Annotated in this window: 22 protein-coding genes and 1 pseudogene; 9 read left to right on the top strand and 14 right to left on the bottom strand. The window is 68.5% G+C overall.

Annotated features, from left to right (window positions below):
- Positions 1–94: 94 nt before the first annotated feature.
- The 3 genes from hemB to HEP74_RS01845 all read right to left on the bottom strand — a co-directional run bounded on the left by hemB (position 95) and on the right by HEP74_RS01845 (position 3,667).
- A complete protein-coding gene (gene hemB, locus HEP74_RS01855; protein WP_185814942.1) occupies positions 95–1,087 on the bottom strand; it encodes a porphobilinogen synthase in 993 nt (330 codons plus the stop codon).
- Between the two features lie 418 nt (positions 1,088–1,505).
- Complete coding sequence (locus HEP74_RS01850) at positions 1,506–3,266, bottom strand: thiamine pyrophosphate-dependent enzyme (protein ID WP_185814941.1); 1,761 nt, start codon at positions 3,264–3,266, stop codon at positions 1,506–1,508.
- A 152-nt stretch (positions 3,267–3,418) separates the two neighbouring features.
- A complete protein-coding gene (locus tag HEP74_RS01845; RefSeq protein ID WP_053839316.1) occupies positions 3,419–3,667 on the bottom strand; it encodes a hypothetical protein in 249 nt (82 codons plus the stop codon).
- A 178-nt stretch (positions 3,668–3,845) separates the two neighbouring features.
- Here HEP74_RS01845 and HEP74_RS01840 point away from each other — a divergent pair, with 178 nt between their 5' ends.
- Positions 3,846–4,319 carry a YbjQ family protein gene (locus tag HEP74_RS01840; RefSeq protein ID WP_185814940.1) on the top strand — a complete coding sequence of 158 codons (474 nt, stop codon included), beginning with the start codon at positions 3,846–3,848 and terminating at the stop codon, positions 4,317–4,319.
- 317 nt (positions 4,320–4,636) lie between these two features.
- A complete protein-coding gene (locus tag HEP74_RS01835) occupies positions 4,637–5,008 on the top strand; it encodes a hypothetical protein (protein ID WP_185814939.1) in 372 nt (123 codons plus the stop codon).
- A 45-nt stretch (positions 5,009–5,053) separates the two neighbouring features.
- Here the strand turns inward: HEP74_RS01835 and HEP74_RS01830 are convergent, their stop codons facing one another.
- The 4 genes from HEP74_RS01830 to HEP74_RS01815 form a co-directional block, all read right to left on the bottom strand.
- The gene (locus HEP74_RS01830; protein ID WP_185814938.1) at positions 5,054–6,847 is read right to left on the bottom strand and encodes a DUF885 domain-containing protein; all 1,794 of its coding nucleotides are present in this window, start codon (positions 6,845–6,847) and stop codon (positions 5,054–5,056) included.
- A 319-nt stretch (positions 6,848–7,166) separates the two neighbouring features.
- Positions 7,167–7,775 carry a cytochrome c oxidase assembly factor 1 family protein gene (locus HEP74_RS01825; protein ID WP_185814937.1) on the bottom strand — a complete coding sequence of 203 codons (609 nt, stop codon included), beginning with the start codon at positions 7,773–7,775 and terminating at the stop codon, positions 7,167–7,169.
- A 39-nt stretch (positions 7,776–7,814) separates the two neighbouring features.
- Positions 7,815–10,046, bottom strand: coding sequence for a dipeptidyl aminopeptidase 4 (dap4, locus tag HEP74_RS01820; protein WP_185814936.1), 2,232 nt, complete (start codon positions 10,044–10,046; stop codon positions 7,815–7,817).
- 76 nt (positions 10,047–10,122) lie between these two features.
- Positions 10,123–10,812 carry a glutathione binding-like protein gene (locus HEP74_RS01815; RefSeq protein WP_185814935.1) on the bottom strand — a complete coding sequence of 230 codons (690 nt, stop codon included), beginning with the start codon at positions 10,810–10,812 and terminating at the stop codon, positions 10,123–10,125.
- Between the two features lie 110 nt (positions 10,813–10,922).
- Here HEP74_RS01815 and HEP74_RS01810 point away from each other — a divergent pair, with 110 nt between their 5' ends.
- Positions 10,923–11,531 (top strand): TIGR00645 family protein, encoded by a 609-nt coding sequence (locus tag HEP74_RS01810; protein ID WP_179571039.1) that lies wholly within the window; start codon positions 10,923–10,925, stop codon positions 11,529–11,531.
- A 178-nt stretch (positions 11,532–11,709) separates the two neighbouring features.
- Complete coding sequence (locus HEP74_RS01805) at positions 11,710–12,723, top strand: energy transducer TonB (RefSeq protein ID WP_185814934.1); 1,014 nt, start codon at positions 11,710–11,712, stop codon at positions 12,721–12,723.
- A 141-nt stretch (positions 12,724–12,864) separates the two neighbouring features.
- On the opposite strand, the gene HEP74_RS01800 is transcribed toward HEP74_RS01805, so the two are convergent.
- From HEP74_RS01800 to HEP74_RS01775, 6 genes are all read right to left on the bottom strand, one after another.
- Complete coding sequence (locus tag HEP74_RS01800) at positions 12,865–14,046, bottom strand: ABC transporter permease (protein WP_185814933.1); 1,182 nt, start codon at positions 14,044–14,046, stop codon at positions 12,865–12,867.
- A complete protein-coding gene (locus HEP74_RS01795; protein ID WP_185814932.1) occupies positions 14,043–14,789 on the bottom strand; it encodes an ABC transporter ATP-binding protein in 747 nt (248 codons plus the stop codon). Before HEP74_RS01795 ends, HEP74_RS01800 begins: the two co-directional genes overlap by 4 nt.
- 31 nt (positions 14,790–14,820) lie before the next feature.
- A complete protein-coding gene (locus HEP74_RS01790; RefSeq protein WP_185814931.1) occupies positions 14,821–16,338 on the bottom strand; it encodes an alpha/beta hydrolase in 1,518 nt (505 codons plus the stop codon).
- An 82-nt stretch (positions 16,339–16,420) separates the two neighbouring features.
- Positions 16,421–16,621: a type II toxin-antitoxin system RelB family anti-toxin gene (gene relB, locus HEP74_RS01785; protein WP_053840574.1), complete on the bottom strand. Its 201-nt coding sequence runs from the start codon at positions 16,619–16,621 to the stop codon at positions 16,421–16,423.
- Positions 16,618–17,199, bottom strand: coding sequence for a hypothetical protein (locus tag HEP74_RS01780; protein WP_185814930.1), 582 nt, complete (start codon positions 17,197–17,199; stop codon positions 16,618–16,620). The genes relB and HEP74_RS01780 overlap by 4 nt, the downstream gene beginning before the upstream one ends.
- Before the next feature lie 247 nt (positions 17,200–17,446).
- Positions 17,447–18,202, bottom strand: a complete 756-nt coding sequence (locus HEP74_RS01775) for an SDR family NAD(P)-dependent oxidoreductase (RefSeq protein ID WP_185814929.1) — start codon at positions 18,200–18,202, stop codon at positions 17,447–17,449.
- Between the two features lie 237 nt (positions 18,203–18,439).
- Here HEP74_RS01775 and HEP74_RS01770 point away from each other — a divergent pair, with 237 nt between their 5' ends.
- Positions 18,440–19,333 (top strand): AraC family transcriptional regulator, encoded by an 894-nt coding sequence (locus HEP74_RS01770; RefSeq protein ID WP_185814928.1) that lies wholly within the window; start codon positions 18,440–18,442, stop codon positions 19,331–19,333.
- Positions 19,334–19,445: 112 nt separating this feature from the next.
- Here the strand turns inward: HEP74_RS01770 and HEP74_RS01765 are convergent, their stop codons facing one another.
- A complete protein-coding gene (locus HEP74_RS01765; protein ID WP_255427938.1) occupies positions 19,446–20,156 on the bottom strand; it encodes an FAD-binding oxidoreductase in 711 nt (236 codons plus the stop codon).
- Positions 20,157–20,295: 139 nt separating this feature from the next.
- Between HEP74_RS01765 and HEP74_RS01760 the strand changes: the two genes are divergently transcribed.
- The 4 genes and pseudogenes from HEP74_RS01760 to HEP74_RS01745 all read left to right on the top strand — a co-directional run.
- The gene (locus tag HEP74_RS01760; protein ID WP_185814926.1) at positions 20,296–21,309 is read left to right on the top strand and encodes an ABC transporter ATP-binding protein; all 1,014 of its coding nucleotides are present in this window, start codon (positions 20,296–20,298) and stop codon (positions 21,307–21,309) included.
- A gap of 21 nt (positions 21,310–21,330) precedes the next feature.
- The gene (locus HEP74_RS01755) at positions 21,331–22,146 is read left to right on the top strand and encodes an ABC transporter permease (RefSeq protein ID WP_185814925.1); all 816 of its coding nucleotides are present in this window, start codon (positions 21,331–21,333) and stop codon (positions 22,144–22,146) included.
- Positions 22,143–22,595, top strand: a complete 453-nt coding sequence (locus tag HEP74_RS01750) for a hypothetical protein (RefSeq protein WP_185814924.1) — start codon at positions 22,143–22,145, stop codon at positions 22,593–22,595. The genes HEP74_RS01755 and HEP74_RS01750 overlap by 4 nt, the downstream gene beginning before the upstream one ends.
- Positions 22,596–22,683: 88 nt before the next feature.
- A pseudogene (locus HEP74_RS01745) lies at positions 22,684–22,887 on the top strand (ABC transporter permease); the annotation flags it as partial.
- Between the last annotated feature and the right edge of the window lie 222 nt (positions 22,888–23,109).

Raw genomic sequence — 23,109 nt, 5'->3', positions numbered from 1 at the left:
CAGCCGCGACAGGATGCTACCGGTAGCGTCCTGTCGCGGCTGAAGCCGCTCCTACAACAAGCGGCATCATCTGCATTGCAAGTACCCCGTCGCCTCAACGCGCCTCGCGCAGCCAGCGCGCCACCTGCGGCGCGAAATAGGTCAGCACGCCATCGGCACCGGCGCGCTTGAACGCCATCAGCGATTCCAGCACGCACTTGCGTTCGTCCAGCCAGCCGTTGGCGGCGGCGGCCTTGAGCATCGCGTACTCGCCGCTGACCTGGTAGGCGAAGGTCGGCACACGGAACTCGTCCTTCACTCGCCGCACCACGTCCAGGTACGGCATGCCGGGCTTGACCATGACCATGTCGGCGCCTTCCTCCAGGTCCAGCGCGATCTCGCGCATGGCCTCGTCGCCGTTGGCCGGGTCCATCTGGTAGGTGCTTTTGTCGGCCTTGCCGAGGTTGCCGGCGCTGCCGACCGCGTCGCGGAACGGGCCATAGAACGCCGAGGCGTACTTGGCCGAATAGGCCATGATGCGCACGTGCAGGTGCGCCTCGGCATCCAGCGCGCGGCGGATCGCGCCGATGCGCCCGTCCATCATGTCCGAGGGCGAGACGATGTCCACGCCGGCCTGCGCGTGCGACAGCGACTGCTTGACCAGCGCATCGACGGTGATGTCGTTGAGCACATAGCCGCGCGCGTCGATGATGCCGTCCTGGCCATGGGTGGTGTAAGGGTCCAGCGCCACATCGGTCATCACCCCCAGTTCGGGGAAGCGCGCCTTCAACGCGCGCACCGCGCGCTGCGCCAGGCCGTTCTCGTTCCAGGCCTCGGCCGCGTCCAGGCTCTTGCCGGACGGGTCGATGACCGGAAACAGGTCGATCACCGGGATGCCCAGTTCCAGCGCGGTCTCGGCTTCCTTCAGCAGGTCGTCGATCGACAGCCGCTCCACGCCCGGCATCGAGGCGATCGGCGCGCGGCCAGACAGTTCATGCACGAACACCGGCCAGATCAGGTCGTCGGCGGTCAGGGTGTTCTCGCGCATCAACCGGCGCGAAAAGTCGTCGCGGCGCATGCGCCGGGGGCGGTAATGGGGATGGGCCATGAAACGGTTCCTGTGCAGAGAGACGGGCGCGGCGCGTCCGGCCAGCGACCGCCGCACGCGCTCCAAGGCCGAGATGGAAGCGGACGGCCGCGCCGCCTTTCAGCGATGCCGGGCGCCGCAACGGCAAGGCCTCATTCTACGCCCGGCACCCGCACCCGCCAGGTGCCGACACGGGACGCAGCGTCCGCAAGGCCATACGCGCCACAGCGCTGCTGCCGCTCTCGACACGCATCGCCGGCCATGGCACGACGTCGCTGGCAACGCTGAGTGCGTGGATAACGCGGCGGCCTGTCGCAAGGATGGCCAGGTCGGCGCAGCCACGCGAGCGGCACGCGATGGTCAGACGCAAGGTAGCGGCGCAGTGGGTTGGCGCGATCTGCACGCCGGTGCCGGAACCGCAGCGCGTGGTCCGCCGAACTCAGTCCTGCAGCATGGTCCGCGCCGGCTCGCGCGCCAGCGCTTCGCGCAGTTCCTGCGCGCCCGGCGTGCCGCGCTGCAAGGCCTGCTCCAAGTGCCTGGCGTACTGCTCCACGCGCTTGGGCGGCAGCAACGGTTCGTTCGGATCCACGCTCGCTTCGATCAACGCCGCGCCGGGCGCGGCCAGCGCCGCCTGCACCACCTCGGCGCACTGCGCCGGATCTTGCACGCGCCAGCTGGCGACGCCGCAGGCTTGCGCCACCTGCGCGAAGTCGATGGGAGTGAGGTCGCATTCCGTCTCCGGATTGCCCAGGAACATCATCTGCTCCCACTTGATCTGGCCCAGCGTGTTGTTCTTGATCACCACCAGCTTGATCGGCAGGCGGTAGCGGGCGATGGTGACCAATTCGCCCAGCAGCATGCTCAAGCCGCCGTCGCCGGTGAAGACGACCACCTGCCGGCCCGGATGCGCCAGCGCCGCGGCGATCGCGTAGGGCACCGCGCAGGCCATCGACGCCAGCAGGCCGGAACCGATGTAGGTCTGCCGCGCCTTCGCCTGCACGTAGCGCGCCATCAGCCCGGTATTGTGGCCGCAGTCCCACACCACGATGGCGTCCTCGTCCAGTCGGTCGCCCATCTCGCGCACGATCCGCCCCGGCGGCATCGGGATCGCCTGCCGCTCGACGCTGCTGCGCAACAGGGCCCGCCATTGCCGGTAGCCTTCCTGCGCCTGCTGCAGGAAGCCGCGCTCCTGCTTGCGCCGCAACTGCGCGTTGAGCGCCTGCAGCGTGCTGCGCGCATCGCCGACCAGGCCCACCTCGACCGGGAAGCGCAGGCCGACGCGGGTGGCATCGCAATCCAGTTGCACGCCGCGCGCCTGCCCGGGCTTGGGGTAGTACTCGATGTAGGGAAAGGTCGAGCCGACGATCAGCAGGGCATCGCAGCCCTCCATCGCCTCCTGGCTGGGGCGGGTGCCGAGCAGGCCGATGCCGCCGGTGGTGAGCGGATGGTCGTCGGCCAGCAGGCCCTTGCCGAGCAGCGCCTTGACGATCGGCGCGCCGAGCAGCTCGGCGGTCTCGGTCAGCGCTTCGATGGCGCCAAGCGCACCCTGCCCGGCCAGGATCGTCACCCGCTCGGCATCGTTCAGCAGTTCTGCGGCGCGTTCGATGGCCTCCGCATCGGCGCGGCCGTGGCCGGCCGCGGGCAGCAGCGATGCATGGTGCGGCAGGTTGCGGCTGGAGGCGACATCGGCCGCTTCCGGCTCGTCCTGCACGTCGATCGGCATCGCCAGATGGGCCACGCCGCGCAGCGCCAGCGCATGCCGGCAGGCCAGGCTGGCGACGTTCTCGACCTGCCCGGCGCCCATGACCCGGGCCGAATACGCCGCCACGTCCATGAACAGCTTGCTGTGGTCCACGTCCTGCTGGGTGAAGGTGTCGGCCAGGTCGTGGTACGGCGACCCGGTGATCGCGATCACCGGCGCGCGGTCGAGCTTGGCGTCGTAGAGCCCGTTCAGCAGATGCACCCCGCCCGGGCCGGTGGTGGCCAGGCAGCAACCGAGCCTGCCGCTGACCTTGGCGTGGGCCGTGGCCGCGAAGGCTGCCGATTCCTCGTGGCGCATCTGCACGAAACGCACCCGCGGTGCGCGCACCCGGATCGATTCCATCAGTGCATTGATGCCGTCGCCCGGCATGCCGAAGATCGTGTCCACGCCGAACGCCATCAGCGTGTCGATCAGGATGTCCGCCCCGTTGCGCGCCATGCTTCGCTCCTGTCCGCGACTGCGTCGAGGCGAGCAGAGCACAGCGCCGGTGCGGCATCCGTCAGGGCAAGGTCAACGGCATGCGAAAACGCACGGCGGGCCCAACGCACGCCGCCCCATGCAGACCGGCGGCGCGGCGCACTACGGGTGCGTCAGATGACCCCGCCGCCCAGGCTCAGCCGGATCACCCCGACCACGATCACCAGGCCGTTGAGGATCAGCCCGGTCTTGGCGCGGCCGCGGTTCGGGGCCGAGGTGAACAGCAGGCCGATCGCGGCGATGATCGCGCCGACCGCCGCGAACGGGATCACGAACCAGTTGCCCCAGCCTAGCAGCGGGATGAAGGCCAGGATCATCCACAGCAACGCCACGATGCCCCACAACAGACTGATCAAGCCCATGCCGCCGCCCTTCGCTGAATGCCAGTGCGCACCATAGCGCGCGGCCATGGCGGCGCAAGCCAACTCTTGGCACGGGACTCACGGCGGGCGTGCCACGGTGGCGCGGCAATGGCGGGTGCGGCGCGGTTCACCGGTCGCGCCTATCATCGCCTCGTATCCGATCCACGGGGGTAATGCCATGAACGTCCGACCGCTGTTGCCGCTGGCGCTGCTGTTCGCGCTGGCCGGCTGCGCCAGCTCCTCCAAGGTGATGGTCGGCGCGCCGCGTGCGCCGATCGACCCGGCCCTGGTCCAGATCTATTCGACCCCGCCGCTCGGCGCGGTCGACATCGCCCAGCTCGAATCGTCCAGCGCGGCCGGCTTCGGCACCCAGGGCCAGACCGACGCGGCGATGGCACGGCTCAAGCGCGAGGCGGCCAAGCTCGGCGCCAACGGCGTGGTGCTGATGGGCGTGGCCTCGCAGCGCTCGGGCGGCGGCATGTCGGTCGGCGCCGGCAGCTACGGCGGCCACGTCGGCGGCGGTCTGGGCATCGGCATCCCGACCACGCAGAAGCGTGCCGCCGGCATGGCCATTTGGGTGCCGCCGGGGGCGCAGGTGCCGGCAGCGCCACAGGCGCAGCCCCAACAGCCATTGCCGCCGCAGGAACGCTGAGCGCCACCGGGAAGAGTGCATCCGGCCGTTTTCACTGGGAGCGCTGTTCACCCCCGGCTATCGGACCGACCCGAGGCCGGGTGCGGCCAGGCGCCAAGGCCGGCCCAGTGCTGTCCCCCGACGTGGCCGTCCCAGGGCTGGCGCCAGCGAGCCAAGACACGCGGCCATCACCCGGGAACCCTTGGTAAGCTATTGGCCGGGTTATAGTATTCCCTGACCCTCGGGCACTGCAGGGGATGGATCCGGACCCGCGAGGGCAGTGACCCGTCATTGGTCTTAGCGCCCGGGATGGACCGTCATTGACAGAAGGACTCGTTATGAAGCGCTGGATATGGATATTGGTCGCGTTCTTCGGGCTACAAGTTACCGCCGAAGCTGCAGGCTTTTATGTGCCCCTGGCATGTCGCGACGACGATCCCTTCGTGTTCTGCACCCAGGGGTGCAAGGGCAAAGACAAAAACTGGATTCCGATAAGCGCGACCAGCGGAACCTGGATCGCCGCCCCCGGCTACTGCCCTTACCCGACCACCGGCACATGCTGCTTCGGCTATGTCTGCTTTCTCCCATGGACACAAACCGCGGTGACCGCCGTCGGGCAATACATGAGCGTGTGCCCTGTGGCCCGGAAAGAAGGCAACTGGAAGGGAACGGACGGGCGGCAGCCCGAAAACGTTCCGTTCGAGCACTGAGTTACGTGGCCGTGCCGCTGCGCCTGGACGCAGCGGCACGGCATGTCACTTCCGCTGCGTCGGCACGAATACCTCGTCCACCGCGGTCGCCAGCTGATCCGGCGGCAGCAGGCCCTGGTCGAGCAGGAAATTGTTGAACTTGAGCCGGTCGAACTTCGCGCCCAGCGCCAGTTCGGTGCGCATGCGCAGTTCCATGATGCGGCTGTAGCCGTAGAAGTAGCTGCCGGCCTGGCCGGGCGCGCGCATCATGTAGCGGTCCAGTTCCTGCCGCGCCATCGCCGGCGACAGGCCGACGTCATTCTCCAGCACCAGGCGCGCGCGTTCGCGGTCGGTCAGGCCCAGGTTGAGCATCGGGTCGAGCATGGCGCGCGCGGCGCGCAGCAGGCGGAACTGCAGCGCGATGAGCTGCCCGTCCAGCGGTTCGTACGGCACCATTTCGGCCTCGGCATACAGCGCCCAGCCCTCGACGTTGACCGAATTGAACGCGAACATGCTGCGCGCCAGCGACACGCCGCGCTCGACCATCGCGGTGAACTGCAGTTCGTGGCCGGGCCGGCCCTCGTGTGCGCTCAGCGTCCACGCCGCCGAGCCGAAGTTGAAGTCGTCGTAGTGCTCGCCCTTGCCGGCGGTATCCGGATTGCCCAGCGGCAGCACGAAGGTGCCCTGCTCGCCGGTATTGCCGACCAGCGGCGCCGGACGGAAATGCGGCGCCGGTTGCGCCGCGCTCTCGGCCGCCGACCCCAGCCGCATCTGCATCGGCCGCTGCGGCACATCGACGATGCGCTGCTGGCGGATGATCGGATCGATCTGCGCGATGACGTCGCGGTAATGGGTTTCCAGCTGGTCGTTGGCGATGGTGTCGCGCTTGAGCGCGCGGATCACCGCGCGGTAGTCACTGGGATTGTCGACCTTCAGGCCCTTGGCCTTGGCCACCAGCGGCGCCAGCTGCTGCATCGCCGCGCGGGTCTCCATGAATTCAAGTTGCGCGCGCTGCATCAACAATTGCGGCGCGATGTCGATGCCGACCTGCTTGAGCTGGAAGGCATACAGCTCCGGCGGCAGGCGCGCGTCCTCGCGCGCCTTCGGCAACACCACCTTGCGCGTCCAGGCGGCGTAGTCCTTGAACTGTTTGTCCATCGCCGCCAGCGCCGGTTCGGCGCCGTCGATCTTGTAGGTCGCGAACAGTTCGCGAATGCCCTTGGCGTAGGTGTCCACGTTGCTCAAGGCCTGCTCGACCTCGCGCCGGGTCGGCGGCAGCAGCGCGCCGTCGGCCAGCTTTTCCTCGTAGCGCTGGCGCGCCAACACGAGCGAGGAGCTGCTACCGGGCGCCAGGCCGACGTAGCGCTGCAGCCGGTCCAGCGCCTTGGCCCGGCGCGCCGCCGGCACCTGTTCGGACAGCAGATTGTTGAGGCCGCCGAACACCATCTGCGGCGCATCCTGCCACGGCAGCATCAGGCGCTCGTTCAACGCGCTGCCTTCGGCGGCCTGGTCGGCGGCGTGGATCATGATCGCCAGGTCCTGGCGGACGTTGGGGTCGCGCTCGACTTCCAGCTTTTCCTGCAGCGCGCGCCGGGCCTTGCCGATCGCGTCGCGATAGCGGCGGGCATTGTCCGGCCCCAGGTCGGTGACCTTGTCGTCATACCCTGGAACGCCGAAGAAGCTCACCTCCTCGGGTTGGAACGGCGCCTGCGCCTGCAGCAGGATCTGCGCGAAGTCGTTGCTGCGCTTCACCCATGCCGGGCCGGCGGTCTCGGCCGAAGCGGCAGCCGGCGCGGCCTGCGCGAGGACAGGCAAGGGCGCGGCCAGGGCCAGCGCGATGGCGAGGACGAGTGGCTTCATCGGTGGATCTCCAGCGGGACGATGCGGCGACCGTACGCGGCGCGCGCGCGGCCGGCAAGCTGCCGTAGGTCATGGCCGCGCCGGGTGGCCGGCGATCGCTCGCGAAACGGAAGCGTTGCGGCAGCGACCCGAATTGCGTGACGGCCGCTGCAGGCACGCGACGCGTACACACGGCCGCGCCGTCTGCGGTCGCAGCACGGCGATAGCGAGATGCATGGCATCCACCCTGGCCGCGCAACGCAGCGGCTTCACGGAGTCGTCCGGGCGGTTGTTTGTATCCCGCCCGCAACCGCGGCGCGTGCAGCAGCCGCGTATGGGCTTACTGCGTGCTATCCGCCCCGACCGGCGCAGACGGATCCGCTTCGGCCTGCACCTCGCTAGCGGCATCCGCGTCGGAATCGGACTCGGCATCGGTTTCGCCGGCGTCCTCTTCGTCCGGTGCGACATCGTCGAGCAACGGGATCGCCTCACCGGCGTCGGGCAGCACCTGCAGCGTCGTGTAATGCCATTCGCCGGCATGGCGCTCGGCCTCGATGTACAAGGTGCCGTTGCCGCGCGCGCCGTGCAGCGAGACGCTGAAATTGGCGTTACCGGTGCCGTTGCTGGTGGAAATGCTGCCGCTGGGCATGATCCCGTCCTTGACCGGCGCGCCCAGAGCATCGATGACCCGCTGGTCGAACTGCGCGGCCATCAGGCCGACGCGGTACGGCTCGGACGACTTGGTGACGCGTGCGATGCCGAGCACGAACACGGCGATCGAGGCCAGCAGCATTGCGCCCAGCACCATCACCAGCAACGGCACCGCCCATTTCCAGTGACGCGACCACCAGCCCCTGCGGACCGCCAACGGCGGCGTGGCGGCGGCAGCGGTATCGAGCGAGGGCGGGGGCGAGGGCGAATTGGGAAGCGGCGGTGGCGGCGTGGACATGCAGAACTCCTTTTCGGCGAAAGACGGTGCGGGTGACGATCAGGGCTTCAGGCAACGCGCCAGAAACGTTTCGGTGGTGCGGTAGCGGTGCAGCGCATTGCTGCCGGACAGGCCGTGCTTGGCGCCGGGATAGGTCATCAGCTCGAACAGCTTGCCGCGTTTCTGCAGCTCGCTCATCAGCGAGGTGGAATTGGTGAATAGCACGTTGTCGTCGGCCATGCCGTGGATCAGCAGCAACGGCGAATTCAGGCCGTCCAGATGCGCGGCCACGCGGCCGTCGCGGTAGCCGTCCGGATTGGCCGCGGGCAGGTTCATGTAGCGCTCGGTGTAGTGGCTGTCGTACAGCCCCCAATCGGTCACCGGCGCGCCGGCCACGCCGCAGGCATAGGCCTCGCTGTGCTTGGCCAGCAGCATCAGGGTCATGTAGCCGCCGTTGGACCAGCCGTACACGCCGATGCGCGCGGCATCCACCCACGGCTGCGCCTTCAGCCAGGCCACGCCGCGCAGTTGGTCGTCCACTTCCACCGTGCCCTGGCGCTGGTACAGCGCGCCGCCGAAGTCGCGGCCGCGGCGCGGCGTGCCGCGGTTGTCGACCGAGAACACGACGTAGCCATGCTGGGCAAGATACTGGTCGAACAGCGCGTCGCCGCGCGCCGGCCAGCCATCGAGCACGGTCTGCGCGGCGGGGCCGCCGTAGACGTAGACCACCACCGGATAGCGCTTGGCCGGATCGAAGTCGGCCGGCTTGGTCAGCCGGTAGTGCAGCGGCGTCTTGCCGTCGGCGGCGGTCAGACTACCGAACTCGAGCGGCCGCTGCGCGTCGCGATACTTGGCGTAGGGATGCTGCGGATCGGCCAGGTCGTTGACCAGCAGCGTGGCGATCTTTTCGCCATTGGCGCGGAACAACTCGATCTGCGGCGGCGTGGTGGTATTGGACCAGCTGTCGACATAGACACTGGCGTTCTTGGCGAAGCTGGCCGCATGCGTGCCGTTGGGCTTGGACAGCTTCTCGATGGCGCCGCCGGCCAGCGGCACCGTGTAGAGCTGGGTCTGGGTCGGCGACTCCTTGGTCGCGGAGAAGTAGACCTTGCCGGCGCCCTCGTCCACCGCCAGCAACTCGTCCACGATCCAGTCGCCATGGGTCAGCGGCACCAGTTTGCGGCCGTCTTCCGAGGCCAGGTACAGGTGCTCGTAGCCGCTGCGCTCCGAGCCCCAGACGAAGCGCCCGTCCTTGAGGAAATGCAGGTCGTGGTTGAGCGGCACCCAGGTCTTGCTGGTCTCGGTGACCAGCACGCGCTGCTTGCCGCCGGCTAGGGTCGCCTCGATCAGTTCGAGCTTTTTCTGGTCGCGCGACTGGCGCTGGAAGGTCAGGCGCTGCGCATCGCGCCAGTCCACCCGCGCCAGGTAGATGTCCGCATTCTTGCCCAGGTCGATCCATTGCGGCTGCGCGTCGGCGCGCGGCGCGATCGTGCCCAGCTGGATCCTGACGTTGGGCTGCCCGGCCTGCGGATAGCGCTGCTCGATCACCTCGGTATGGTCGGCATACACCTCCGGGCGCTTCTGCACCGGCACGCCGGATTCGTCGATGCGCGCGAAGGCGATCGCCGAGTCGTCCGGTGCCCACCAGTAGCCGGTGTGGCGGTCCATCTCCTCGTCGGCGACGAACTCGGCCACGCCGTTGCCGATGGTGTCGCTGCCGTCGCGGGTCAGCTGATGCTGCTGTCCGCTGGCCAGGTCGATCACCCACAGGTTGCGCGCACGCACGAAGCTGACGTAACCGCCCTTCGGCGAGATCTTCGGATCGGTGGCGAAGCCCTCGCCATTGGTGAGCTTGCGCACCGCGGCGCTGCCGGTCTTGCGCAGGTCGTACAGATACAGCTCGCCGCCGAGCGGGAACAGCAGCGCGTGCGCATCCGGCGCCCACTGGTAATCGACGATGCCGGCATAGGCGGAAATGCGCTGGCGCTCGCGCCGCGCCTTTTCCTCGTCGCTCAGCGTCTCGGTGCCGGGCAGCACCACCTTCGAGTCCACCAGCAAGCGGGTCTGGCCGCTGGCGATGTCGTATTCCCACAGGTCCAGCTGGTTGCGGTCGCTGTCCTTGCCGCGCAGGAAGGTCACCCGCGAACCGTCGGGTGCGACCTGCGGTTTCATCAAGGTCGGCCCCGACAACGGCTTGCTGCCGGTGATGGCCTCCAGGGTCAGTTTTTCGGCGTGCGCGGGAACGAGGGAAGTGGCGAGCATGAGGGCGAGAGCGGCGAACACAGAGCGCATGAAGGTTCCTGGCGTAGCACTAAGCGCGCAAGGATGCGCGCGTGCCGGCGGTTTGAGAAGCGTGACGCGGACCGGCTCAGCGCTTGCCGAACAGGTGCTTGCGTTCGGCGTCGCTGAGCGGCTTGCCGGCGTTGGGATTGACCTGCTGCTTCAGCGCGTAGGCGCGCTGCGTGGCCGGGCGTGCGCCGATCGCATCGTGCCAGCGCTTGAGGTGCGGGAACGCGGCGTAATTGGGAGTGATCCCGTTGTACACCTCGATCCACGGATAGCTGGCCATGTCGGCGATGCCGTACTCGGCGCCGGCCAGGTACTCGCTGTGCGCCAGGCGCTTGTCGAGCACGCCGTGCAGGCGCCGCACCTCGGCGTTATAGCGGTCGATCGCGTAGCCGATCTTCTCCGGCGCGTAGACATTGAAATGGCCCATCTGCCCGGTCATCGGGCCGAGCCCGGCCATCTGCCAGAACAGCCACTCCAGCGCGACGGTGCGCCCGCGCGGATCGGCCGGCAGGAAGCGCCCGGTCTTCTCGGCCAGGTACAGCAGGATCGCGCCGGATTCGAACACGCTCTGCGGCGCGCCGCCGTCGGCCGGCGCATGGTCCACGATCGCCGGCATCTTGTTGTTCGGCGAGATCGCCAGGAACTCCGGCGCGAACTGCTCGCCGGCGCCGATGTTGACCGGCTTGATGGTGTAGTCCAGCCCGGCTTCCTCGAGCAACAACGTGACCTTGTGGCCGTTGGGCGTGGGCCAGTAGTACAGATCGATCATGGCGGCGGTCCGGAAACGGGGCGTCCAGTGTAGCCGCGCCGCGCGCTTGGCAGCATCACGGCGGGCCAGTACCCTGCGCCTTCCTGCAACGCAGCATTCGATACCACGCCATGAGCCCTCCGCGCCCGACGCCCCGCCTGAATCCGCTGTCCAGCCTGATCTTCGCCTCGCGCTGGTTGCAGCTGCCGCTGTACCTGGGACTGATCGTGGCCCAGGGCGTGTACGTGTTCCTGTTCGGCAAGGAGCTGTGGCACCTGATCCACGAAGCGCCGAGCCTGGGCGAGCAGCAGATCATGCTGATCGTGCTCGGCCTGATCGACGTGGTGATGATCTCCAACCTGCTGGTGATGGTGATCGTCGGCGGCTACGAGACCTTCGTCTCGCGGCTGGGCCTGGAGGGCCATCCGGACCAGCCGGAGTGGCTGAGCCACGTCAATGCCAGTGTGCTGAAGGTGAAGCTGGCGCTGTCGATCATCGGCATCTCCTCGATCCACCTGCTCAAGACCTTCATCGCGGTCGGCGCGCTGGGCGGCATGCCGCTGTGCTCGCCGGACCAATTGGCCAGCGCCGCGGCCACGGTGGACCTGAAGAGCTGTGCGACGCTGACCCAGACCGGCGTGCTGTGGCAGACCATCATCCACGGCATCTTCATCCTGTCGGCGATCGGCATCGCCTGGACCGATCGGCTGATGTCCGCGCCGCCGAAACCGGCGCACTGACCTCGCGTGCGCGGGCTCACGCTTTTGCGGCGGCCGCCACGCGACCGTCAAGCACGCGGCGGGAGCGGATGCTAGATTGGCAGGTGGGGTGCGCTGGCAGGGACGGGGGAGCCGGACCGGCTGCGCGGGAGAACCACCGCTGCGTATTCATTGCCATCACCGGGGATTAGGGGGAAGCATGTTGCAGGTAACGACATTCGCAAAGGCGCGCCGCATGGCGCCGGTACTGCTGCTGGCCGCGCTGGCCGCCTGTTCCAAGCAGGAAGACGCCGCCCCGGCCGCTGCGCCGGCGGCCAAGCCCGCGGCAACCGCGCCGGCCGCGCCGCCGGTCTCGGCCAAGGTGCAGTCGATGGGCACCGAGCAGCTGCACGAGTCGGCCAGCCAGGCGTTGCGCGAGAACCGCATGTACGCGCCGGCCGGCAACAACGCGGTCGAGTACTACCTGGCGCTGCGCGACAAGCAGCCGGACGACGCCGGGGTGAAGAGCGCGCTGACCGACCTGATGCCATACACGCTGATCGCCGCCGAGCAGAGCATCAACCGCGAGGACTTTCCGGAAGCGCAGCGGCTGGTCGCGCTGATCGAAAAGATCGACAGCCAGGCGCCGGCATTGCCGCGGCTGAAGCTGGGCGTGAGCAACGGCATGCAGTCCGCGGCGCAGCGCAGCCAGGAAGAGACCGACAAGGTCAAGAAGGAGGCCGAACAGAAGACCAAGCTGTTGGCCGAGCAGCAGAAGCAGGCGCAACAGCAGGCCAGCGAGGCGCAGGCTGCGCAGCAGATCGCCGCGCAACAGGAAGCCGCGCGCCGCGAGACAGCGCGACAGGACGCCGAGCGCCAGGCCGCCGCGGCACGCAGCGCGCCGGCAGCGGCTCCGGCAGCGCAGCCCGCCGCCGCGCCGCCGGCCGCCGCGCCCGCAGCAACGGCCACTGCCAGCACCCAATCGCTACGCGCGATCAGCACCCCGGCGCCGCGCTACCCGCCCGAAGCGCTGCGTTCGGGCACCGCCGGCGAAGTGCTGGTGGAGATCACCGTTGGCACCGACGGCTCGGTCACCAGCGCCCGCGTGCTGCGCGCCACCCCGGCACGGGTGTTCGACCGCGAAGCGCTGAACGCGACCAAGCGCTGGCGCTTCGAGCCGGTCAGCGCGCCGGTGACCACGCGGCGCACGCTGGCGTTCAATCCCGGCGGCTGAGAAAAAAAAGCCCGGCTCTGCCGGGCTTTTTTTTGGGATTGGGGAGTCGGGATTGGGGATTCGTAAGAGCGAAGGGCGTTCCTGCAGCATGCATTTGCGCTGCTTTTACGAATCTCCAATCCCGACTCCCCAATCCCGGCTTCACCCTGATATCGCCAACCGCTCCTGCCGGTAGCGGCGCACCGCGGCCAGCCACAGCACCGCGGCCAGGCCGAAGCCGGCGGCCAGGTACACCGCCCAGATCTGCAGGTCGATCGGTTCGCGGCGGATGATCTTCAGCAGCATCTGGTTCTGCGCCAGGAACGGCACCGCGAACTGCCACAGCGTGGTCTTCAGCGGATACACCATCAACGCGTAGCCGGGCAGCATCGGCAGCAGCATCAGCCAGGTCATGTGGCTCTGCGCCTCCTTCATGCTCTTGGCCGTCGCGGCCAGCAGGGTCAGCAGCGAGGTGCCGATGAACAGCATCGGCAGCAGCACGAACAGCATCTGCAACATCGCCACGAAGCTGACGTTGAGCTGGCGGCCGATGCCGCTGGCGACCTGCGCGCTGAGCTTGAACGCGAGCAGGGTCAGCAGCAGCGAGGCCAGCCCGACCACGCACGCGGCGGCGATCTTGCCGCTGACGATGGCGCCGCGCGAAGCCGGCGTGGCCAGCAGCGGCTCCAGCGATTGCCGCTCGCGTTCGCCGGCGGTGGCGTCGAGGATCAGATAGGCGCCGCCGATGAACGAGGTGATGCTCAGCAGCACCGGCAGCAGCATCGCCAGCAGCACGCCGCGCTTGGCTTCGGCCGTCGCCAGGTCCTGGACGGCCATGTCCAGCGGCCGCGCCACCTGCGCATCGACGCCGCGCGCCAACAGCCGCAACGCGCCGACCTGCTGGCTGTACATGCTCAGCGCCGTCTGCACGCGCGTGGTCGGGATGTCGGCATCGCGGCGGGTGCTGTCCTTGATGATCTCCACCAGCGCCGGCCGCCCCTCGCGCCAGGCGTTGGCGTAGTCCTCGTCGATCTTCAGCGCTAGGTCCACGTCCTGGCTGCGGATCGCCGCGGTCAGGTCCTTGGGCGGCGCGACCGCGTTCAGGCCTTGCGCGGCGAGGAACGCGACCAGGTTCGGCGCGCGCTCGCGGCCGATCACCGGGATGTCCAGCGGTTTGTCGATCTGGGTCCTGACCCGGCTCTCGGCCAGCGCGCCCATGCCCAGGATCAGCGCCGGATACAGCAGCGGACCCAGCAGCAGGGCCAGCGCCAGGGTCCGGCGATCGCGCGACAGATCGCGCAATTCCTTGCGCATCACGGTGAAAACGGTTCGAAACAGGCTCATGCGTGCAGTCCCTCGTCGCTGCCGATCGCCTTGACGAAGGCGTCTTCCAGATTGTCTTCGCCGGTCAGGGCGCGCAGTTCGTCGGCCGTGCCGGCGGCCACCACCGTGCCCTTGGCGACGATGACGATGCGATCGCACAACGCCGCCACCTCCTGCATGATGTGGCTGGAGAAGATCACGCAACGCCCTTCGGCGCGCAGCCCGCGCAGGAAGCCGCGCATCGCGCGGGTGGTCATCACGTCCAGGCCGTTGGTGGGTTCGTCGAGGATCACGTTGCGCGGGTCGTGGACCAGCGCGCGCGCGATCGCGGTCTTAGTGCGCTGGCCCTGGCTGAAGCCCTCGGTCTGGCGGTCGAGGATGTCGTCCATGTCCAGCGCCGCCGACAGCAGCCGCGTGCGCTCGGCGATGCGCGCCGCCGACAGCCCGTGCAGTTCGCCGAAGTAGGCGATGTTCTCGCGCGCGGTCAGGCGCTTGTATACGCCGCGCGCGTCGGGCAGCACGCCCAGCACGCGGCGCACCGCCAGCGGATCGGCGCCCACGTCGATGCCGTCCACGCGCACCTGGCCCTGGTCGGGCGTCATCAGCGTGTACAGCATGCGCAAGGTGGTGGTCTTGCCGGCGCCATTGGGACCGAGCAGGCCGGTGATCTGGCCGTCCGCGGCTTCGAAGCTGACCCCTTGCACCGCCTGCACGGTGCCGGCCTTGGTCTTGAACGCCTTGTGCAGATTGTCGGCGACGATCATGCGCACTCTCCCCTGCGAAACGCTGCGCGGCTCATGGTTCCCATCCGTTGAATGAAGTGAAGGCCGGCACGCCGCTCATCGCGTCCAGGCAGGTGGCGTCGAGCTGCTTGGCATCGGCGTTCTCGAAGAACTGGCTCAGCAGCTTGGGCATGCAACCCAGGGTCATGGTGCCGTGGCCCTGGCCGCGCACCACCAGATGGCGGCCGTTGGGCAGACCCTGCAACACGCGCGCGGCATAGCGCGGCGGGGTCACCGGATCCAGCTCGCCGGAGGTCAGCAGCACCGGCAGTTCGGATTTGAACGGCGCGGTGAAACCGGCCGGACGCGTCCCGGTCGGCCATGCCGGACAGGCGGCGAAGAACATCTGCGCCACCTCCGGGCCGAGCAGGGTTTCGCCACCGGCGGCAGGCGGGTGGTAACGGTCGGCATCCTCGGCGCAGATCACCGACCATTGCATGCCGCGGTTCATCTGCCCGTCCAGTTGCTTGCCCATCATCTTCGCCAGCGACATCAGCGGCGCATAGCGCTCGTGCGCGGCCTCGTCCAGCACCAGCGGCAACAGCGAGGCGGTCTGCGGCGCATACGAGAACGAGAACGCCAGGCTGGTGACGGTGTCGGCGGTCACCCGGTCGTGCTTGCTCTCGCCGCTGGCCGGGTCGCGATAGTCCACGTCCGCCGGCGCCTGCCGCAACCGTTCCACCACCGTGCGCAGTTGCGCGCGGGTGTCGGTGGGAAAGCGCTTGGCGCAGGCCGGGGTGGCCCTGCACTGCTCCGATTGCAGCTTGATCGCATCCTCGAAGGTGGTGGCGAATTCGCCGCCGACCACCAGGTCGTTCGGCGCCACGCCGTCGATCACCACGCTGCGGGTGTGCGCCGCATAGCGTGCCGCGTACTGCTGGGCGACGCGGGTGCCGTAGGAACCGCCGATCAGGTTGAGCTTGTCCGTGCCGAGCGCGGCGCGCACGGCATCCAGGTCGGCGATGGCCTGCGTGGTGGTGTAGTAGCGCGGGTCGGCGCGGCCCTGCAGCGACTGCGCGCAACGCCGCGCGTAGTCGAGCAACTCATTGGCGGTGGGCGCTCGCGCAGGATCGGCCAGTTGCATTTCCTTGCCGTCCGCGCCCAGGCAGGTCAGCGGATTGGACTGGCCGGTGCCGCGCTGATCGATCAGGAACACATCGCGGCGCTTGCGCGTTTCGCGCAAGGCCATGTCGACGATGCTGGCCACCTCGGTCGCCGCCTGGCCCGGGCCGCCGGCGAGGAAGAACACCGGATCCGGATCGCTGCCGCCCTGGCCGGTGACCGGCAACCAGGCGATGTTGAGTTCGATCTTGCGCCCGCCAGGCACCGCCGGATTCTCCGGCACCGGCATACGCGTGCATTGCGCCTCGACGTTGTTGGACGCGACCGGACTGGTCAACGTGCAGGGATGGAAGCGCAGCGTGCCGTAGCTGCGCCCCGCATTCTGCGGTGCCGGTCCGTGTCCGCCTTGGCAGGCGGCGAGCAGCAAGGTCGCCGCGACGATCGCGAGCGGTCTGCATGGGTGTCGCATGGTTCGCATCCTTGAGTTCATGGGGTGCAGGATGCCATGCCGGAGCATGGCCTCGTAGGTGACCGATGGCAGGTCGGAAGGACTACTCGGAATCGTCGAACAGGAACACCTGCTCGATACTGTGCGCGAACAGCCGCGCGATACGGAACGCCAGCGGCAGGCTCGGATCGTACTTGCCGGTTTCCAGCGCGTTGATGGTCTGCCGCGACACGCCCAGCCGCTCGCCCAGCTCGCCTTGCGACCAGCCGCGCGCCTCGCGCAGTTCGCGGACGCGGCTGTTCATTGGTAGCGGCGCGCATTCACGCCCTTGGCGATGCCGTAGGTCGCGCACAGCATCGGGAATACCCACAGCATCGCCGCCGCTGCCGGCACCGCGATCGTGCCTGCCGCCTGCAGGAAACCGGCGGTCATGTAGCCGCCGGCGACCAGCCCGGCGGCGATGGCGATGGACTCCAGCTCGATGCGCCGCTGCATCTCGTCGGAGTCGCGCACGAAGCGCGCCACCGCACGGATCACCAACGCCACCAGCAACGCCGGCAGCAGCGCGATCAGCACCCGCGCCCAGTCCACCTCCACGCTGTTGAGCAGGCGCTTCCAGCACAGCATCACCACGACGTACATCAGCATCGGCGGACCCAGTTCACGGTAGTAGCGGCGCGCCAGCGCCGGCACCGCGCTGTCGCGCATGCTGCCCGACGACCACCACAGCATCAGCGCCAGCAACACGCCGCCGATGCACACACCGAACCACAACCCGCGAAAGTAATCGTCGCCGCGCAACCACCGCAGCCATGGCGTGACCGCGAGCAACGCAACGCTCACGCTCAACACCACGATGGCGCTGCGCCTGCAGCGGGTCACGGCCGGACCCCGACCACAACGCTGGCCGACCACAGCCGGTACCGATTGAATGCCATTACGACGTTCCGCATTACATCCCCCTGTCAAGCACGCTTTACAGGAGGATGCGCGCGCCGGCAGCAACTGTCAAGCGTCCTTTACAGCCACTGGCAGCAGGCGATGCCGTCGGGCAACGCGCTCTGCCGTCGCCGCACGAAGGGCGCCGGCCAGCAGGCCGACGCCCTCCGGAGCCTCGTGGAACCGTCGGTCAGATGGCTTGCCCGCCCGAGACCTCGATCCGCTGCGCGTTGACCCAGCGATTGTCCGGGCCGAGCAGGCTGGCGACCATCGGGCCGATGTCGTCGGGCACACCCACACGCCCCAGGGCGGTCATGTCGGCGAACTGCTTGTTCAGATCGGGCAGGTCGCGCACGGCGCCGCCCAGGAAGTCGGTTTCGATCGCGCCCGGGGCCACCGTGTTCACCGCGATGCCGCGACCACCGAATTCCTTGGCCATGTAGACGGACAGGATCTCGACCGCGCCCTTGGCGGCGGCGTAGGCGGAGAAGCCCGGCATCGATACCCGGGTCAGGCCGGAGGAGAAGTTCACGATGCGGCCGCCATCGGCGATCAGCGGCAGCAGCGCCTGAGTCAGGAAGTACACGCCCTTGACGTGGGTCGCGAACAGCGCGTCGAACTGGGCTTCGGTCGTCTCTGCGAGCATGGCCATCTCGCCATGACCGGCATTGTTGATCAGGTGGTCGAAGCCGGTGCGGGACCAGGTACCGGACAGCGCGCTGCGCGCAGCGTCGGCGAAGGCGCCGAAGGACGCCACGTCGCTCACGTCCAGCGGCAAGGCCACCGCCTTGCGGCCCATCGCCTCGATTTCGGCGACGACGGCCTTGGCCTGGTCGGCGCCGTTGCGGTAGGTCAGCAGGACATCGCCGCCACGGCGGGCGATGCTGATGGCGGTATTGCGGCCGAGGCCGCGGTTGGCACCGGTGATGAGCGAAATCGACGTCATGGGAATCTCCAGCGGGGTGGATGTTGCGGGGTGCAGAGACGATCGGCCGGAACGCCCTCGCGCAGTTTCCCGATTCCATCCATTTCTTGCCTATTCATCCCGATTTCGCACCAGCGGACCTCGAGCAGCACTAATTTCCTGCGCTAATTTCGGCGCAGCCCTGCCTTTTCTTCCGGATTTCTTGCCCAATCATCCAATCCGATTGTGCCCATTGCGGCCACGCGCTAGGGTCTGCACATGCCTGCGAATCTGTTGGAAACCGCGCGTCGCTACGCCGATGCGAACGTCGACGAGGACGGGGTCGCGCATACGCCCTTGCCCGGGCTTGCGATCCTGCGCGAGACCCGGCCGACGCCATTGCACTACGCCATCTGCAGGCCGCTGGTGGCGCTGGTGCTGCAGGGCAGGAAGCAGGTCACGATGGGCAGCAGCAGCTACGACTTCGGTGCCGGTGAGTCCCTGCTGGTCACCGCGGAAGTGCCCACGGTCAGCCAGATCACCCATGCCTCGCTCGCCGCGCCCTACTACGCCTGCGTAGTGGAGCTGGATCCGGCCACGATCGCATCGCTGGTGGCCGAGATGGGAACGCTCCCTTTCGCGATGGGATCGCCGGTACGCGTCGATCCGACCGAGGCGGAAGTCGCCGACACCGCGGACAGGCTCATCCGCCTGCTGGATCGCCCCGCGTCGGTCCACGTGCTGGGGCCGCAGTTGCTGCGCGAGCTGCACTACTGGCTGCTGTCGGGGCGGCACGGCGGCGCGATGCGTGCGCTGGGCGTCACCGACAGCCATGCCCGGCGGGTGGGCCGCGCGGTGGCCAGGATCCGCGCGGACTTCGCCAAGCCGTTGCGCGTGGAGCAACTGGCGGAGGCGGCGGGAATGAGCCTGTCGACGTTCCATGTGCACTTCCGCGCGATCACCTCGCTGACCCCGCTGCAGTTCCAGAAGCAGCTGCGCCTGATCGAGGCCAGGCGCCTGCTGTTGGCGGAAGGCGCAACGATCGGCTGGGCGGCCTCGGCCGTAGGGTACGAAAGCGTTCCCCAGTTCACGCGCGAATACGGCCGCATGTTCGGCATGCCGCCGGGCAAGGACATGAAGCACACCCGGCAGCGCCTGACCTCGGCCGCGTAGCCGAGGTGCGGGTCCCGTGCCAAGCAAACGCTGCAGCGTCCGGCGCGGGCAGGACGCGAGCAGGACGCGAGCAACCAGGCGCTGGCGCATGGCCAGCGGCGACGCGCTGGCGCTACTTGCTGCTGACGTACTTCTCGCGGCGGATGTGCTGCACCGGCAGGCCGGCTTCCTTCAGCGCGTCGAAGCAGGCGTCGACCATGTTCGGGTTGCCGCACAGGTAGGCGACATCGCCGTCGGCCTGCGGCGCGAACTCGCCCAGGAACTGCTGCACGTAGCCGTGGCGCACGTCGGCATGCGGCGCCTCCGGCAGCTCGCGCGAGAAGCACGGCACGAAGCGGAAGCCCGGGTGCGCGTCGGCGAAGGCGCGGAACTCGTCGCCGTACAGCAACTCGGCCGGCGTGCGCGCGCCCAGCAGCAGCACCACTTCCACGCCGCGCTCGGCCATCGCTGCTTCCAGCAGCGGCAACATCGAGCGGTACGGGGTGACGCCGGTGCCGGTGGCGATCAGCAGGTAGCGGCGGTTGCTGTCGCCCTGGTTCAGGCAGAAGCGGCCGTACGGACCGCTGGCGCAAACCTGCCCGCCGATCTCCAGCCCTTCGAACAATGCCGTGGCCGCGCCGCCGGCGACGAAGCTGACCGCGATCTCGACCGTCGCATCGGCCGGCTGCGACGGGTCGTGGCGGGTGGCAAGCGAATAGCTGCGCTTGGTCGCGGTGCCGTCGGCGTAGTGGAAGTGCACCTGCACGAACTGGCCGGGCACGAACGGCAGCGGTTGGCCGTCGTCGCGGACGAAGCGGTAGTGGCCGACGGCCGGGGCCAGCATGTGGCGGTCGACCAGTTTCAACGGGAATTGGGCAGGCACGCGGATGCAACAGTCTATGGCCGGGGCCGAGCCCACGAGGTCTCCTATAATAGCGGCTGCATTTCTTCAGCGCCGTCTACAGGGCGCGAAAGGGTCCGCCTTGAATATCGCCTCCCCGCTCTCCCCCTCCGCGACGGTGCCCGCGCTGCGCGTGCGCGAGCTGCGCAAGACCTACGACAACGGCGTGCAGGCGCTGCACGGCGTATCGCTGGACGTGCTGCCCGGCGATTTCTTCGCCCTGCTCGGCCCCAACGGCGCCGGCAAATCCACCCTGATCGGCATCATCAGCTCGCTGGTCAACCTCAGCGCCGGCCAGGTCGAGGTGTTCGGCACCGACCTGAGCACCCAGCGCAGCGCGGCGATGCGCCTGCTCGGCCTGGTCCCGCAGGAGATCAACTTCAACCTGTTCGAGAAGCCCTTCGACATCCTGGTCAACTACGCCGGGTTCTACGGCATGCCGCGCGCGCAGGCCGAGCGCCAGGCCGAAGTGGAGCTCAAGCGCGCGCACCTGTGGGAAAAGGCGCAGGTGATGAGCCGCACCCTGTCCGGCGGCATGAAGCGGCGGCTGATGATCGCCCGCGCGATGATGACCCAACCGCGCCTGCTGATCCTGGACGAACCCACCGCCGGCGTGGACATCGAGATCCGCCGCGACATGTGGCGCGTGCTGCGCGAGATCAACGCCGCCGGCACCACCATCATCCTGACCACGCACTACCTGGAGGAAGCGGAGAGCCTGTGCCGCAACTTGGCGATCATCGACCGCGGCCGCATCGTCGAACAGGGACCGATGCGCGAATTGCTGGCCAAGCTCGACGTGGAAGGCTTCCTGCTCGACATCGACGGCGAACTGCCGGCGCAGCTGCCGGCGATCGAGGGCACCACCCTGCTCGCGCAGGACGCGCATACGCTGGACCTGGACATGCCGCGGGCGATGGACCTCAACCGCGTGTTCGCCGCGCTCGGCGCCGCCGGCATCCGCGTGCGCTCGATGCGCACCAAGAGCAACCGCCTGGAGGAGTTGTTCGTGCGCCTCACCGGCGACAACCGGGACGGCGCCAGCGGCCCGGCCTCGGCGCCAGACTCGCCGAAGCAGCCGCCCGCCGCCGCCTGACCCCTCTTTCGCTGGACGCCAATGAACACCACCGCCAAACCGCAATCCCTCCTCCCCGAGACCACGCCAACCCAGCGCAACTGGGTCGCGCTGGGCACCGTGGTACGCCGCGAGGTCAAGCGCATCCTGCGCATCTGGGGCCAGACCCTGGTGCCGCCGGCGATCACCATGACCCTGTACTTCCTGATCTTCGGCGGGCTGATCGGCTCGCGCGTGGGCGACATGGGCGGCTACAGCTACATGCAGTTCATCGTTCCCGGCCTGGTGATGATGAGCGTGATCCAGAACAGCTACGGCAACATCAGCTCCAGTTTCTTCGGCGCCAAGTTCGGCCGCCATGTCGAGGAACTGCTGGTCAGCCCGATGCCGAACTGGGTGATCCTGTGGGGCTACGTCGCTGGCGCCGTGCTGCGCGGGCTGATGGTCGGCGTGCTGGTGCTGATCATCGCCATGTTCTTCACCCCGGTGCGCATCCCGCACCCGCTGGTGACCCTGACCACGGTGCTGCTGGGCGCGACGATCTTCTCGCTGGCCGGCTTCATCAACGCCGTGTACGCGAAGAAGTTCGACGACGTGGCGATCGTGCCGACCTTCATCCTGACCCCGCTGACCTACCTGGGCGGCGTGTTCTATTCGGTGAAGCTGCTGCCCGGCTGGGCCGAGGCCGCCACCCACGCCAACCCGATCTTCTACATGGTCAACGCCTTCCGCTACGGCCTGCTCGGCAGCAGCGACGTTCCGGTATGGGTGGCCTACGCGCTGATGCTGGGCTTCGTCGCGGTGCTCAGCGCGCTGGCACTGTGGCTGCTCAAGCGTGGAGTGGGATTGCGCAGTTGAGCGCGCGCCGCGCCATCGGGCCGCTGTCATTGTGGCTGCTGTGCAGCGCCGCCGCGGTGCCTGCTACCGCGCCCGCCGCCGGCCAGGATCCGGCCGCGCCGGGTGCCGAGACGCTGTACCGGCTGGGCGAGGCCGACGGCACGCAGCTGGCCCAGGCCCGTTACTGCGACCTGCCGCCCGCCGAGATGTCCCGCCTTGCCGACGCGCTGCAGCAGGCCGCGCGCGAGCGCGCGCTGGCCGCGAACGTGACCTTCGATGCGGCCGCCCACGACGCTGCGATGCGCGCCGGCTTCGACGATTTCCGCAAGCTGATGGCCGCCGTCGAGGCGCAAGGCAGCGCCCAGGACTTGGCGCAACGCCAGGCGCACTACCGCGAGCAGTGCGCCGAGGTACGCGCCGGGATCGAGAGCCTGATCGGCCCGCTGGCCAAGCAGGACACCAAGGGCTAGCGGCCCGGTTGGCGGATTCCACATCGCCGGAGGGCACCACCAGACGCGCACCCCGATCCTCGGCGCCGTCGCGACCAGGGAGCATTCGTCGGTGAAGCTGCTGCCCGGCTGGGCCGAGGCCGCCACCCTGGCCAACCCGATCTTCTACATGGCCAATGCCTTCCGCTATGGCCTGCTCGGCAGCGGCGACGTGTCGATATGAGTGGCCTACGCGCTGATGCTGGGCTTCCTCGCGGTGATCAGCGCACTGGCGTTGTGGCTGCTGCGGCGTGGCGTGAGTGGGGTTGCGTAGCTAATTGCACGCTGCCCTGGCGCGCCCAGCTTGCGCGCGTCAGGCTGCAAGAACCGATACCAAGCATCGCAGCAGCACGTCGACCGGGCGTTGAAACCGGGTTATGCCCAGGACAAGGACATCGTCGACGCCGGCAATACCTTCGGCGTCTGCGAAGCCATGCAGCCGTAGATCGATGCCTTGGTCGCCGTCGCCACGCCGGCTGGCACTTGGCGACCGATG

The organism is Xanthomonas sp. SS, assembly GCF_014236835.1.
Classification (GTDB): domain Bacteria; phylum Pseudomonadota; class Gammaproteobacteria; order Xanthomonadales; family Xanthomonadaceae; genus Xanthomonas_A.
Note: the sequence above shows the minus strand (reverse complement) of the source record. Positions and strands in the feature narration are given on the sequence as shown.